The organism is Kitasatospora sp. NBC_01560 (genome assembly GCF_045208415.1).
GTDB lineage: Bacteria > Actinomycetota > Actinomycetes > Streptomycetales > Streptomycetaceae > Kitasatospora.
The window spans coordinates 6,661,573-6,675,636 of sequence record NZ_CP109364.1; the positions used below are offsets into that span (position 1 = coordinate 6,661,573).

Consider the following 14,064-nt stretch of genomic DNA (forward strand, 5'->3'; position numbering starts at 1 on the left):
GGCCGCCGGCGGGCCGCCGGGGGCGGGGCGCACGCGCGGCGGCGCGCGCCGGGCGAGCTGCTGTGCCGGGAGTTCCCGGTGTTCTACGGGGCATCACCTCACGGCAGACAGTTCGTGCCCGAGTATTCCCCGCGGGGGGTGGTATGGAGATCCTGCTTCAGGTCCTGATCGGATTCGTTCCGGCCGTGATCGGCTTCCTCGCGGCCCGCTCCCTCGCCCGCACCCGGCTGTTCCTCCGCTACGGCTTCCTCCGGGCGCTGCTCGCGCCGTACAGCCGGGTGCAGATCGTCACCCCGAGCATCGAGGTGGCGGAGTTCGCCTTCGCCAAGGACGGCCGCCGGCTGACCAGCCGCGGCCCGCGGAACGTCCTCTTCATGCCGATGGCCGAGGCCCGGGCGATCGCCCAGCTCACCGACCTGCTGCGGAAGGTCAACCGCAAGGCGACGATCGAGCTGGTCACCGCCGGGGCGCAGGACCCGCGGATGCCGACCTTCTCGGTCGGCGGCCCGAGCGTCAATCCGTACTCGGCGAGCGTGCTCGGTGCGGCCTTCCCGGACTTCTGCATCGAGTACCCCGAAGCGGCCCGGGCGCGCTGGGGCGGCATGACCTTCGAGGCCCAGTACAACCCCGCCGACGAGCTGATTCGGGACCACGGCTTCGTCTTCGTGACCCACACCTCGCGGCACGCGCCCTGCATCGTGCTCTGCGGGGTGTTCGCCTTCGGGTCGGCGATGGCGGTCGAGGCGCTGGCCGCGGCGAGCCGGAAGTCCCCGCTGGCGGCGCTCTTCCGCAGCGGGGAGAAAGGATTCGCCGCCGTCGAGGGCCGGGTGATCGGCCTGGACACGGTCGACGTGACGGTGGAGGTCTGCCGGCTCCTCCCGGCGGTCTGAGGCTCCGGCGGGGCCGCCGGTGCGCCGTTCGCCGTCCTGCTCCTTGAGACGAAGTGGTCCGGACCGCACCGGTGCGAATGGGGACAGGTCGGGAGGGTCTGGGGCAGGAAGTGGCCGGAAGTGCAAGGGTTTTGCTTCGCCACTGTCATATCATCGGCATAATCGCGCACATGACGATCAGCCGCGCGAACGTGAGCGCGATTGCCGAGGACCTGTACGTGTGGCTCCCGCCGGAGCGTGGCTGGGGGCTGGCCAACTGCGGTCTGCTGGCCTCGCCGCGGACCGCGCTGTGGATCGACACACCCTACGACCCCTCCCTCGCCTCGGAGTTCCTCGCCGAGAGCCGGCAGCGGCTGTCCGAAGGCGTCACCGTCGACCGGGTGGTCGTCACCCACGCCAACGGCGACCACCTCTGGGGCGCCGGTGTGCTCCCGGACGCCGAGGTGATCGCCACCCGCGAGGCACTGGGCCACATCCACTGGGAGCCGACGCCGCAGCAGCAGCACGCCCTGGTCAACGGTGGCGACCCGGACTCCCTGCTCGGCGGCTACCTCCAGCGTCATTTCGGCCAGTTCGACTGGTCGGAGACCGAGCCGGTCCACCCGCACACCGTCTTCACCGGCGAGCTGGAGCTGCGGGTGGGGGAGTACCCGGTGCAGATCACCGCGCTGCCGGCCGCGCACACCGGCGGCGACCTGCTGGTGCACCTGCCGCACCAGCGTGCCGTGTTCACCGGCGACGTGATCTTCGGCTCGACGCCCGAGCAGCCCGGGGACCACCCCTCGCACTGGGCCGGTCCGCTGGAGAACATCGTCGCCGCCTGCGAGCAGGCCCTCGCCACCGGTGCGGAGATCTTCGTCCCCGGCCACGGCCCGGTGCTCGACCGCTCCGGCGTCCGGGCCCACATCGCCTACCTCGCCTACGTGCGCGAGCGCGCCCACGCGCTGCACGCCGCCGGGATACCCGCGCTGGACGCCGCCCGGCGGGTCATCGCCGAGCAGCGCCACCCCGAGCTCGGCCTGCCCGAGCGGCTGGTGCTCACCGTCGCCGCCGAGTACCGGCACCTGAACGGCAGCGAGGTGCCGAACGTCCTGGAGGCGATGGGTCAGGTCGCCCTGGTGGAGCGGGAGCTCGCCGAGGACGCCGCCGCCCGCCCGCCGCGGCCCCGGTCCGGACCGGACGTCCGGGCCTCCGCCTGACCGTCCGCGGCCCGGCCACCCGCTGTCTCACTGCCCGACCGCCCGGCCGGCGGCCCACCCCTCCACCCCCTCCGCGCCCCTTCCCTCGCCGGCCGCTCCCCCCGCCCCTTCGATCGAGGACTTCCGAGGACTTCGATGACGCAGATCGCGCTGCTCGTCCTGGCGGTGCTCGCAGCCGCCGCGCTCGCGGCGGCCGCTGCCCTGGCCCGGGGACGCTCCCGGGCGCTCACCCGGGCCGTCACCGCCGAGACGGCCACCGCCCACAGCGAGGAGCGGGCCCGCGCCGCCGACGGCCGGCTGGCCCGCGGTGAGCAGCAACTGCGCGAGGCGCAGGAGGTCACCCGGCGGGCCACCGAGGAGGCCCGCCGGACCGAGACCCGGGCGCTGGCCACCGAGGGCCGGGCCCGTGAGGCCGACCAGCGCACCGCCGCGGCGGAGCACCGCGCGGCCGAGGCCGAGCTGCACGTCCGCGCGGCCGAGGACCGCACCGCCGAGGCCGGCCGGCGGGCCGCGGAGGCCGACGCGCGGACCAGCGCCCTGCTGGCCGAGGTCGGCCACCTCGCCACGGCACGGGTGACCGCCGCCGCGGTGCGGCTCAGCCACCCCAACGCGCCCGTCGTCGGGCCGCTGGACGCGCCGGCCGTCGGCCCCGAGGCCGTCCGGGCCCTGCAGGCCGTCCTGGACGCGGCCACCGCGGCGGTCACGGACGAGCGCGACCGGGTCGACGCCGCCGCCCGGGCGGCGATGCGCGGCGCCACCTCCCGGATCCAGACGCTGCTGTACCAGATCCAGAGCCTCGTCCAGCAGCTCCAGGACGACAACGACGACCCCAGGCTGCTGGAGGTCGACTTCCGCAACGAGGTCGCGCTGCGCCGGATCCAGACCATCGCGGTGCTCTGCGAGGCCTGGCCCGGTCTGGCCCGCACCGACTCCCCGCTGGCCGAGGTGGTGATCGGCGCGCTCTCCCGGGTGCCCGGCTACGCCCGGATCAAGGTGGCCAACCACCTGCGGGAGAACCGCCTCGCCGTGGTCGCCCGGGCCGCCGAGCCGCTCGCCATCGCCGTGGCCGAGCTGCTCGCCAACGCCACCGCGTACTCGCACCCGGAGACCGACATCCCGGTCACCGTCCAGCAGGGCGGCCGCGGGGCGTTGGTGATCATCGACGACAGCGGCATCGGCATGGAGGAGGACCAGCTGCGCCGGGCCCGCCGGCTGCTGGCCGGCCCGCCCGAGGTGCTGCTCACGGAGCTGGGCAACCCGCCGAAGACCGGCTTCGCGGTGGTCGGCAAGCTCGCCCGGCAGTACGGCTTCGCCTGTCACATCGAGCCCTCCCCGTACGGCGGCATGCGGACCATCGTGCGGATCCCGGCCGGGCTGCTGACCGTGGTGGACGAGGAGCAGCCGCTCTCGGTGCTCACCCCGCTGCCGCTGCGCGCCGGGACGGGGCCGGCCCCCGCACCCACCGTGCAGGCGGTGCCGGCACCGCGCGACGCGTCCGATGATCAGAACAGGCACGACGTGCCGGAGCGGCACGAGCTGTCGCTCCGGCACCCCGCGCCGGCCATGCACGTCGTGCCCTCGGTGCACGCCGCGCCGTCCGACGGCACCGGTCTGCCCAGCCGGCGCCGGCGCCAGCCGCTCGCCCAGCCGTCCACCGGTCCGGCCGACGGGCCTGCCGGGGCCGACGGGTCCGACCGGTCCGCCGACGGCACCGCGCGGGGCGCGGGCGACGGCACCGCCGCCGGCCCGGTCGCGCGGACCCCGGAGCAGGCCGCCGCCCGCTGGGAGGCGCTGCAACAGGGCACCGGCTCCGGACGGGCCGCCGTCGCCGAGGCGGCCGCCGCGACCCGCACCACTCCCGCCACCCGCACCGCCCCTGGCACCCGCACCGGCACCCGCACCGCTCCCCGTACCGACGCGCCCACCACAGCCGGCGCCGACGCGCCTGCCGCGCCGGAGACCGGCGACCGGGCGGCCGCGGCCGCCGAGGTCGTCCCGGCCGCACCGCACACCACCGAGGCCGAGGCCGAGACCGCCCGCCAGGGCCGGACCGGCCGTCGTCCCGTCCAGCCTTCCGAAGGAGCCGAGCAGTGAGCAGCACGCCCAGCCCGACCGCCACCGACGAGATCTCGTGGGTGCTGACCCCGCTGCTGGAGCTCCCGGGCGTCCTGCACGCGGTGATCGCCACCGGCGACGGCCTCGTCGAGGGCGCCTCGGACGGCCTCGGCCGCGCGTCGGCCGAGCGGGTCGCCGCGATGACGGCCACCGTGCACGCCGCCGCCCGCGCGTTCACCACCGCCTTCACCGACATCGAGCAGCCCCGGCTGGCGCAGACCGTGGTGGAGTCCGAGCAGGGATTCGCGATCGTCGTTCCGGCGGGCGAGAACACCTCGCTGGCGGTGTTCACCACCCCGGAGGCCCAACTCGGCAACGTGGCCTACCAGATGCAGGTCCAGGTGGCCGCCCTCGGCCGCGCCCTGGCGAGTCCCGCCAGGCGACAGGGCGCCACCGTCCGGTCATGACCGCCGTACCCCGCAGGCGGATGGTCCCCGCCTACCTGGCCACCGGCGGCCGGACCAGGCCGGGTACGGCGGGCTTCGAGCGGCTGACCGTCCTGCACACCACCGGCGCCGAACCGCCGCAGGCGCTGCAGGAGCTGGAGGGCGAGCACCGGCGGCTCTGGGAGCTGCTGCGGCCCGGCGCACTGACCGTGGTGGAGGCCGCCGCGCACCTGCGGCTGCCGGTCAGCGCCACCGTCTTCCTCGCGGCCGACCTGGTGGAGCTGGGCTGCCTCCGCGCCCGCGCCCCGATCCCCCGCGCCCAGCAGACCGACCGCTCCATCGTCGAGAGGCTCCTCGTTGGACTCCGCACTCTCCGGTAGCCCGGCCGACCCGGCCGACCCGGCCGGCGGCCGGTCCGGCCGGCCGGACCGGGTGGGCTACCTGCCCGACCGGGACCAGACGCTGATGAAGCTGGTCGTCGCCGGCCCGTTCGGCGTCGGCAAGACGACGCTCATCCGTACGCTCTCGGAGATCCCGACCCTCCACACCGAGGAGGCGATGACCGAGACCGGCGCCCCCGTGGACGACGCCGCGCTGCTGCCCGACAAGGCCACCACGACGGTGGCGGTCGACTTCGGCCGGCTCACCCTGCCCGGCCAGGTGGTGCTCTACATGTTCGGCACGCCCGGTCAGCGCCGCTTCTTCCCGCTCTGGCAGGACATCGCCCGCGGTGCGGTCGGCGCCCTGGTGCTGGCCGACACCCGCCGGCTGGCCGACTCCTTCGAGATCATGGACATGGTCGAGGAGCAGGGCCTGCCGTACGCGGTGGCCGTCAACTGCTTCCCCGACGCGCCCGCGCACCCGGTCGAGGTGCTCCGCGCGCACCTGGACCTGCATGCCGACACCCCGCTGGTGCTCTGCGACGCCCGCGAGCGCCGCGCCAGCCTGGACGCGCTGATCGCGCTGGCCGAGCACGTGCTGCACGGCCTGCCCGCAGCACCCGACGCCGCCCCGGAGCAGCCGTGACCAGCACCGACGCCGTACCCGCCGACGCGAACGGCCCCGCCGTCCCCGCCCCCGCCCCCGTCCCCACCACCGCTCCCGACACCGCCGACGCACCCGTCACCGGCCCGGTCGACACCGACGCGCCCGCCGCCGCCGCGGACCGTCCGATCCCGATCCACGGCCCGGTCTTCGCCGCCGACCCGCAGCTCGTCTACGACCGGCTGCGCCGCTACGGCGCCGTCGCCCCGGTGGAGATCGCGCCGGGCGTGGAGGCGCTGCTGGTCACCGACTACCAGGCCGCGCTGGACCTGCTGCGCGACTCCGACACCTTCTCCAAGGACTCCCGGGCCTGGCAGCAGACCCTCCCGCCGACCTCCCCGCTGCTGCCGATGCTCGGGTACCGCCCCACGGCCCTGTTCAGCGACGGCGAGGTGCACGCCCGCTACCGCCAGGTGATCACCGACGGTCTGGCCCTGCTGGAGCCGCACCAGCTCCAGCGCCGGGTCGCCGAGGTCGCGCAGCAGCTGATCGACGGCTTCGCGGCGACGGGTACGGCCGATCTGATCGCCGAGTACGCCCGCCGGCTGCCGCTGTTCGTCTTCAACACCTGGTTCGGCGTGCCGGAGGAGCACAGCGCCCGGCTGGTGGCCGGCATCGCGGGCATGATCGAGTCCGCCGAGAAGGCGGTCGCCGCGTACGGCGACCTCGTCGCGGTGGTCACGGAGATGGTCGCCGAGCGCCGCGAGCGGCCCCGGCACGACCTGACCTCCTGGTTCGTCACCCACCCGGCGGGGCTGGAGAACGACGAGGTGGTCCGGCAGATCACCCTGAACATGATCGCCGGGCACGAGCCCACCACCAACCTGATCGGCAACGCCCTGCTGCGGCTGCTCACCGACGCCCGGTACGCCGGTTCGCTGTTCGGCGGCGCCATGACGGCGTACCAGGCGATCGACGAGGCGCTCTGGCACGAGCCGCCGCTGGCGAACCTCTCCGCCCACTACCCGCGCTACGACATCACCTTCCACGGGCGCGAGATCCCGGCCGGCACGCTGGTGCTGGTCTCCTACGCGGCCGCGAACTCGCAGGCGGCGCCGCCCACGGACGGTACCGGGCTGCCCAGTGGCGAGTCCGCCCACCTGGCCTGGGCCGCCGGCCCGCACGCCTGCCCCGCCCGGGATCCGGCGCTGCTGATCGCGATCACCGCGATCGAGCAGCTCACCAGCCGGCTCAGCGACCTCGAACTGGCCACCCCGGCGGCGGACCTGCTCTGGCGTCCCGGCCCGTTCCACCGCGCCCTGGTCCACCTCCCGGTCCGCTTCCACCCCGTCGCCGGATAGCCCGGGCACGCCGGGGCACCCGCCCGCGGCCCCTGGCCCTGGCCCGGCCCCGCCCGCGGACAGCGCGCAGGCCCGGGAGCCGAGGGGCTCCCGGGCCTGCGCGCCGCCGTGCTGCCGTGCCGCCGGGGTCAGCCCTGGTCGGCCGGCTTCAGCGTCAGCGAGATGCTGTTGATGCAGTAGCGCTGGTCCGTCGGCGTCCCGTAGCCCTCGCCCTCGAAGACGTGGCCGAGGTGCCCGCCGCAGTTCGCGCAGCGCACCTCCACCCGGCGCATGCCGAGCGTGCTGTCCTCGATGTACTGGACGCGGTCCCCGGCGAGCGGCGCGTAGTAGGACGGCCAGCCGCAGTGGCTGTCGAACTTGGTCTCCGAGCTGAACAGCTCGCTGCCGCAGGCGCGGCAGCTGTAGACGCCGACCGTCTTGGTGTCGGTGTACTCACCGGTGAACGGGCGCTCGGTGCCGGCCTCGCGGAGCACGTGGTACTCCTCCGGCGTGAGCTGGGCGCGCCACTCGGCCTCGGACTTCTCGATCTCGTAGCTCATGACAGCTCCCGGTCGGGTGGACTCAGACGTTGGTGGCGACGTTCGCGAGGTGCTTGGAGCCCCGCTGCAGTTCTTCCAGGATCGCAGGTCCGAGGTTGGTGACGTCGCCCGCGCCCATGGTGAGCAGCAGGTCGCCGGGGCGGGCCAGGCCGGCCAGCAGCGCGGGGGCGGCGTCGAAGTCGTGCTCGGTGGTGACCTCGGCGCCGGCCCGGCCGGCCGCGTCGACGATCAGCGCGCTGGTCACGCCGGGGATCGGGTCCTCGCGGGCCGGGTAGATGTCGAGCACCACCGAGGCGTCGGCGAGGGCGAGCGCGGCGCCCATCTCCTCGGCGAGCTGCTGGGTGCGGCTGAACAGGTGCGGCTGGAAGACCACCAGCACCCGGCCCTCGCCCTCCAGGCCCTCGCGGATCGCCTCCAGGTCGGCGGTCATCTCGGTCGGGTGGTGGGCGTAGGAGTCGATCACCTGGACGCCGCCCGCCTCGCCCTTGAGCTGGAGCCGGCGCCGCACGCCGGTGTAGGCGCCGAGCGCCTTGGCGAGGTCGGCCCCCGGGACGCCGAGCGCGACGCCGGCGGCCAGCGCGGCGACGGCGTTGTGCGCGTAGTGCCGGCCGGGCACGGAGACGGTGAAGCCCAGCTCGGCGCCGTCCAGCTCCACGGTGACCTCGCTGGTCATCCCGCGGGCGACCACCGACAGCACGCGGACGTCGGCGTCCTCGGCGGCCCCGACGGTGACCACGTTGAGGCCCTCGCGGCCGGCCACCCGCGCCGTCAGCTCACGCGCGCCGTCGTGGTCGGCGGAGACGACCAGGGTGCCGCCGGGGGTGATCCGGCCGACGAAGGTCTCGAAGGACTCGTAGATCTCCTCGATCGAGGCGTAGTTCGCGTGGTGGTCCAGCTCCACGTTGAGCACGATCGCCACCTCGGGCGCGTACTTGTGGAAGCTGCGGTCGCTCTCGTCGGCCTCGGCGACGAAGATCTCGCCGGTGCCGTGGTGGGCGTTGGAGCCGGGTGCGTCGAGGTCGCCGCCGATGGCGTAGGACGGGTCGAGGCCCAGCTCGCCGAGGGCGACGGCGAGCATGCTGGTGGTGGTGGTCTTGCCGTGGGTGCCGGCCACGGCCAGCGCCCGGCGGCCGCCCATCAGCGCGGCCAGCGCGTCGGAGCGGTGGACGACCGGGATGCCCCGCTCGTGGGCGACGGCCAGCTCCGGGTTGTCGGCGCGGATGGCGCTGGAGACGACGACGCTGCTGACGCCGTCCGGCACGTGCTCGGCGGCGTGGCCGATGTGCACGCTGGCGCCGAGCGCGCGCAGCGCGAGGACGGTCTCGGACTCCTTGGAGTCGCTGCCGGAGACGCTGGCGCCGCGCACCGCGAGGATTTTCGCCAGGCCGGACATCCCGGCGCCGCCGATACCGATGAAGTGCGGGGCGTGCAGGTCGTGCGCGGCGTCGTTCAAGGCGGGGCTCCGTACGGGCGGGGGCGGGACAGTGAAGACGGACGAGGGGCGGGTCGTCCTCGCGGACGGACCGCAAGGACGATTCTGCACCACCGGCGGCGGGCCCCTCGTCCGCGACCGCCGGCCGGGGGCGGGCGGTGCGGCGCTGCGGCCCGGGGCCGCACGGGCAGCCCCGGGCCGGGGAGCGGGCGGGCGGGAGCGGTCAGGAGTCGCTGGCGAACAGCCGCAGCACCGGGACGCCCACCTTGTGCCGGGCCTGGGAGGCCCAGTCGCGGTGGAAGAACTCCTCCACGAAGTGCGGGGAGGTGAGCACGACCACCTCGTCGGCGCGGTGCTCCTCGACCACCGCGCGCAGCCGCTCCAGCGGCTTGTCCTCGACCAGCTCGCCGACCGCCTCGGCCCCGGCGGCCCGCAGGTGGCGCAGGCTGTGTTCGAGCGACTCGCCGGCCACCGTGGGCCCGCTCTCGGACTCGTCGTGCTCGCGCACCACCTTGTCGAGGTGGCCGAGCGCGACGTCGTCCAGCGCCCGCAGCAGTTCGTCCTGTCTGCCTCTCGGCTGCATCAGGACGACGAAGGACACCTTCTCGTCGCTGTGGAGCGTGGTGACCAGCTCCACGTCGGCGTCGGAGAGCGCCTTCTCGATCATCAGTACCGTCTTGAACACGTGAGTTCCTTCCAGTGGCCGGCCCCCGGGCCCCGGCATCGCATCCCATGACTGCCCGGCGGAAGCTTTCCGCACGCTGCCCGCTCCCACGCGGGTCACACGGGCGGGTGCCCGAACGAGATCGGGATCACGCTCCGGCGGTCCCGGGCCCCGGCGGGGCAGGATGCGGGTGAAGACGCAGGTAGCGGGTGAAGAGGAATCCTTTCTGCTCGATCAATGAGACCAGTCGCATCTGCTGCACGTCAGGCATTTCCGCATCGTGGATGATGCGCGGCGCGCCGCCGCCCGTGATCAGCGGCGCCAGCGACAGGCAGAGCTCGTCCAGCAGGTCCGCCGCCGCCAGCTGCCCCAGCAGCCGCGGACCGCCCTCGCTCAGCAGCCGCGTCCAGCCCCGTTCGGCCAGCGCGGCGACGGCCGCCCGCAGGTCCACCGAGCCCCGCCCGGCCACGATCAGGTCGGCCACCCCGGCGACGGCCGCGCGGCGCTCCTCGGGTGCGTCCCCGGTGGTGATCACCACCGTGCGCACCAGCGGCTCGGTGAACAGCGGCGCCGTGAGGTCCAGCTCCAGCGAGCGGGTGACGACCGCGATCACCGGCGCCGGGGCCTGCCCGGCCGCCTTCCGCGCCGCGGCGAAGTCGGCCCGCGCCCGCCCGGGGCGGTAGCCCTCGGCGCGGACCGTCTCGGCGCCCACCAGCACCACGTCCGCGAGCGCCCGCAGGACGCCGAAGATCCGCTTGTCGGCCTGGCTGGAGAGCCCCTCGGAGAGCCCGTCCAGCTTGGCCCCGCCGTCCAGACCGGCGACCATGTTGGCGCGCAGCCACGGCCGGCCGTGATTCACCTGGTCGGGGTACGCGTAGACGGCGGCGAGCGACTCCAGGGACGCCGGATCGGCGGCGGGCCGGTCCAGCGGGGTGATCAACTGTTGCATGCCCACAGTCTTCCACCGGAGCCGCCGGCCGGCCCTGCCCGGCCCTGCCCTGCCCGGCCCGGCCCGGCCTGGTTCTGCCCGGTGCCGCAGCCCGCGCCCGGCGCGTCCGCGGCCGCCCGGCCCCCGGCCCCGCCTACCGCGGGCCCGGCCCGGACCGGGCCGCGACCAGGCGTACCCTCTAGTACCGTGCCCGCAGCAGCCCCACACCCCGACGCCGCGCCCGGTGCGAGCGAGTCGATAGCCACCGAGCCCCCGGCCGCCGCCCCCGTCGCCCTCACCGACCGACGCCCCGTCGTCCCCGCCGAGCGGCTGGTCGCCGAGATGGTCCCGCCGCCGCGCTTCTCCGACGTGAGCTTCGGGACGTACCTCCCCGACCCGACCCAGCCCAGCCAGTACGAGGCCGTACAGGTCCTGGAGCAGTTCGCGGGCACGCTCAACAGCGGGAACGGTGCGGCCCCCAGGCGCAGCTGGTTCCGCCGCAGCGCGCCCGCGCCCACCGGCCCGGCCGGCGTCTACCTGGACGGCGGCTACGGCGTCGGCAAGACCCACCTGCTCGCCTCGCTCTGGCACGCGGCCCCCGGCCCCAAGGCCTTCGGCACCTTCGTCGAGCTGACCAACCTGGTCGGTGCGCTCGGCTTCCAGCAGGCCGTGACCACGCTCTCCGGGCACACGCTGCTCTGCATCGACGAGTTCGAGCTGGACGACCCGGGCGACACCGTCCTGGTCTCCACCCTGCTCGGCCGCCTGGTCGAGAACGGCGTCAAGCTCTGCGCCACCTCCAACACCCTGCCCGAGAAGCTCGGCGAGGGCCGGTTCGCCGCCGCCGACTTCCTCCGCGAGATCCAGGGCCTCTCCGCGCACTTCCGCCCGATGCGGATCGACGGCCAGGACTACCGCCACCGCGGCCTCCCGGACGCGCCGCCGCCGTACTCCGACGCGCACGTGGAGGCCGTCGCCGGCCGCACCGCGGGTGCCTCGCTGGACGACTTCGGCGCCCTGCTCGACCACCTCTCCGCCGTCCACCCGAGCCGCTACGGCGCGCTGCTGGACGACGTGCGGGCGGTCTGCCTGCGCGGCGTGCGGCAGGTCGACGACCAGTCCACCGCGCTGCGCCTGGTCGTCCTCGCCGACCGGATGTACGACCGCGAGCTGCCGATCACCGCCTCCGGCGTCCCGTTCGACCAGGTCTTCCCGGAGGAGATGCTCCGCGGCGGCTACCGGAAGAAGTACCTGCGGGCGGTCTCCCGCCTGGTCGCCCTGGCGCGGGACAGCGCGAAGCCCGCGGCCGCGGCCGGAGCCGCTGTCGCGGCCGGCGTCGGAGCCGGTGCGGTGGCCGGCGCCGGGGACGGCGCGAAGTAGGCACCGGTTGTCAGTGGTGGGTCGTACGGTGGACACGTGCGACCCATCACGAGTATTGAGCGGTCAGTGACGCCCTTCGAGGTCGTCAGCCCCTTCCAGCCCAACGGTGACCAGCCGGCGGCCATCGCCGAGCTGGAGCGCCGGATCCGCGCGGGGGAGAAGGACGTCGTCCTGCTCGGCGCCACCGGCACCGGCAAGTCCGCCACCACGGCGTGGATGATCGAGAAGCTCCAGCGCCCCACCCTGGTGATGGCGCCGAACAAGACGCTGGCCGCCCAGCTGGCCAACGAGTTCCGCGAGCTGCTGCCCAACAACGCGGTCGAGTACTTCGTCTCGTACTACGACTACTACCAGCCCGAGGCCTACGTCCCGCAGACGGACACCTACATCGAGAAGGACTCCTCGATCAACGAGGAGGTCGAGCGGCTGCGCCACTCCGCGACCAACTCGCTGCTCACCCGCCGGGACGTGATCGTGGTCGCCTCGGTCTCCTGCATCTACGGTCTCGGCACGCCGCAGGAGTACGTCGACCGGATGGTGCAGCTCAAGGTCGGCGAGGAGATCGACCGCGACGTCCTGCTCCGCCGCTTCGTCGACATCCAGTACACCCGCAACGACGTCGCCTTCAGCCGCGGCACCTTCCGGGTCCGCGGCGACACCATCGAGATCTTCCCGGTCTACGAGGAGCTGGCCGTCCGGATCGAGATGTTCGGCGACGAGATCGAGGCGCTGTACACGCTGCACCCGCTCACCGGCGAGATCATCACCCAGGACACCGCCGTCCACGTCTTCCCCGCCTCGCACTACGTCGCCGGTCCGGAGCGGATGGAGCGCGCGGTCAACGGCATCGAGAAGGAGCTGGAGGAGACGCTCGCCCGGATGGAGAAGCAGGGCAAGCTGCTGGAGGCCCAGCGGCTGCGGATGCGCACCACCTACGACATCGAGATGCTCCGCCAGATCGGCACCTGCTCCGGCGTGGAGAACTACTCGATGCACTTCGACGGCCGCGAGCCCGGCTCCCCGCCGAACACGCTGCTCGACTACTTCCCGGAGGACTTCCTCCTGGTGATCGACGAGTCGCACGTCACCGTCCCGCAGATCGGCGCGATGTACGAGGGCGACGCCTCGCGCAAGCGCACCCTGGTCGAGCACGGCTTCCGGCTGCCGTCCGCGATGGACAACCGCCCGCTCAAGTGGGAGGAGTTCCTGGGGCGGATCGACCAGACCGTCTACCTCTCGGCCACCCCGGGCCCGTACGAGCTGTCGCGCGGCGACGGCCAGGTGGAGCAGATCATCCGCCCGACCGGTCTGATCGACCCCGAGGTGATCGTCAAGCCGACCGAGGGCCAGATCGACGACCTGGTGCACGAGGTCCGCACCCGGGTGGAGCGGGACGAACGCGTCCTGGTCACCACGCTCACCAAGAAGATGGCCGAGGACCTCACCGACTACATGCTCGGCCTCGACATCCGGGTCGAGTACCTGCACAGCGACGTCGACACGCTGCGCCGGGTCGAGCTGCTGCGCGAGCTGCGGGCCGGCAAGTTCGACGTGCTGGTCGGCATCAACCTGCTCCGTGAGGGCCTGGACCTGCCCGAGGTCTCGCTGGTGGCGATCCTGGACGCGGACAAGGAGGGCTTCCTGCGGTCCGGCACCTCGCTGATCCAGACCATCGGCCGCGCCGCCCGTAACGTCTCCGGCCAGGTCCACATGTACGCGGACCGGATCACCCCCTCGATGGAGCGGGCGATCGACGAGACCAACCGCCGCCGGGCCGTCCAGCAGGCCTACAACAAGAAGCACGGGATCGACCCGCAGCCGCTGCGCAAGAAGATCGGCGACATCCTGGACACCCTCGCCCGCGAGGACGTGGACACCGACGAGCTGCTCTCCAGCGGGTACCGCGGCGCGGCCGGCAAGGGCAAGGCCCCGGTGCCGGCCCTGGGCGCCGACCGCAAGCCGGCCAAGTCGATGCCGGCGGCGGAGCTGGCCGAGCTGATCCAGTCGATGACGGACCGGATGCACGCGGCCGCCACGGACCTCCAGTTCGAGGTGGCGGCCCGGCTGCGCGACGAGGTCAAGGAGCTGAAGAAGGAGCTGCGGCAGATGCGCGAGGCGGGCATCGCCTGAGCGGGCCCGGCCCCGGGCGGCGGTGGGCCCCGCCCGGGGCCGCTGCCGGCGGTCGC

The 14,064-nt window shown here is 74.1% G+C and carries 13 protein-coding genes; 9 read left to right on the plus strand and 4 right to left on the minus strand.

The genetic code is table 11. The annotated features are described in order from the left end of the window. The first annotated feature begins 143 nt into the window (after positions 1–143). The 7 genes from OH807_RS28790 (at position 144) to OH807_RS28820 (ending at position 6,935) form a co-directional block, all read left to right on the plus strand. Positions 144–890: a hypothetical protein gene (locus OH807_RS28790; protein WP_406204408.1), complete on the plus strand. Its 747-nt coding sequence runs from the start codon at positions 144–146 to the stop codon at positions 888–890. Between the two features lie 170 nt (positions 891–1,060). Then, positions 1,061–2,089 (plus strand): MBL fold metallo-hydrolase, encoded by a 1,029-nt coding sequence (locus OH807_RS28795; RefSeq protein WP_406204411.1) that lies wholly within the window; start codon positions 1,061–1,063, stop codon positions 2,087–2,089. A gap of 135 nt (positions 2,090–2,224) precedes the next feature. Then, positions 2,225–4,183 carry an ATP-binding protein gene (locus tag OH807_RS28800; RefSeq protein ID WP_406204414.1) on the plus strand — a complete coding sequence of 653 codons (1,959 nt, stop codon included), beginning with the start codon at positions 2,225–2,227 and terminating at the stop codon, positions 4,181–4,183. Beyond that, positions 4,180–4,611: a roadblock/LC7 domain-containing protein gene (locus tag OH807_RS28805; protein ID WP_406204417.1), complete on the plus strand. Its 432-nt coding sequence runs from the start codon at positions 4,180–4,182 to the stop codon at positions 4,609–4,611. Before OH807_RS28800 ends, OH807_RS28805 begins: the two co-directional genes overlap by 4 nt. Further along, a complete protein-coding gene (locus tag OH807_RS28810; RefSeq protein WP_406204420.1) occupies positions 4,608–4,970 on the plus strand; it encodes a DUF742 domain-containing protein in 363 nt (120 codons plus the stop codon). The genes OH807_RS28805 and OH807_RS28810 overlap by 4 nt, the downstream gene beginning before the upstream one ends. 85 nt (positions 4,971–5,055) lie before the next feature. Next, positions 5,056–5,616, plus strand: a complete 561-nt coding sequence (locus OH807_RS28815; RefSeq protein WP_406211250.1) for a GTP-binding protein — start codon at positions 5,056–5,058, stop codon at positions 5,614–5,616. Between the two features lie 146 nt (positions 5,617–5,762). After that, entirely contained in the window at positions 5,763–6,935 is a 1,173-nt protein-coding gene (locus OH807_RS28820; protein ID WP_406211252.1) for a cytochrome P450, read from the plus strand. A 128-nt stretch (positions 6,936–7,063) separates the two neighbouring features. Here the strand turns inward: OH807_RS28820 and msrB are convergent, their stop codons facing one another. The 4 genes from msrB to OH807_RS28840 form a co-directional block, all read right to left on the minus strand. Next, positions 7,064–7,474: a peptide-methionine (R)-S-oxide reductase MsrB gene (gene msrB / locus OH807_RS28825; RefSeq protein WP_406204422.1), complete on the minus strand. Its 411-nt coding sequence runs from the start codon at positions 7,472–7,474 to the stop codon at positions 7,064–7,066. Positions 7,475–7,496: 22 nt separating this feature from the next. Beyond that, complete coding sequence (gene murC, locus OH807_RS28830; protein WP_406204425.1) at positions 7,497–8,927, minus strand: UDP-N-acetylmuramate--L-alanine ligase; 1,431 nt, start codon at positions 8,925–8,927, stop codon at positions 7,497–7,499. 202 nt (positions 8,928–9,129) lie between these two features. Continuing rightward, on the minus strand, positions 9,130–9,591 hold the full coding sequence (locus OH807_RS28835; RefSeq protein WP_406204428.1) for an indole-3-glycerol phosphate synthase: 462 nt from the start codon (positions 9,589–9,591) through the stop codon (positions 9,130–9,132). A gap of 127 nt (positions 9,592–9,718) precedes the next feature. Then, the gene (locus OH807_RS28840; protein ID WP_406204431.1) at positions 9,719–10,519 is read right to left on the minus strand and encodes a pyrimidine reductase family protein; all 801 of its coding nucleotides are present in this window, start codon (positions 10,517–10,519) and stop codon (positions 9,719–9,721) included. A 237-nt stretch (positions 10,520–10,756) separates the two neighbouring features. On the opposite strand from OH807_RS28840, the gene zapE reads away from it, so the two are divergent. Next, complete coding sequence (gene zapE, locus OH807_RS28845) at positions 10,757–11,878, plus strand: cell division protein ZapE (protein ID WP_406211254.1); 1,122 nt, start codon at positions 10,757–10,759, stop codon at positions 11,876–11,878. Between the two features lie 36 nt (positions 11,879–11,914). Beyond that, complete coding sequence (gene uvrB, locus OH807_RS28850; RefSeq protein ID WP_406204434.1) at positions 11,915–14,008, plus strand: excinuclease ABC subunit UvrB; 2,094 nt, start codon at positions 11,915–11,917, stop codon at positions 14,006–14,008. Positions 14,009–14,064: the final 56 nt, after the last annotated feature.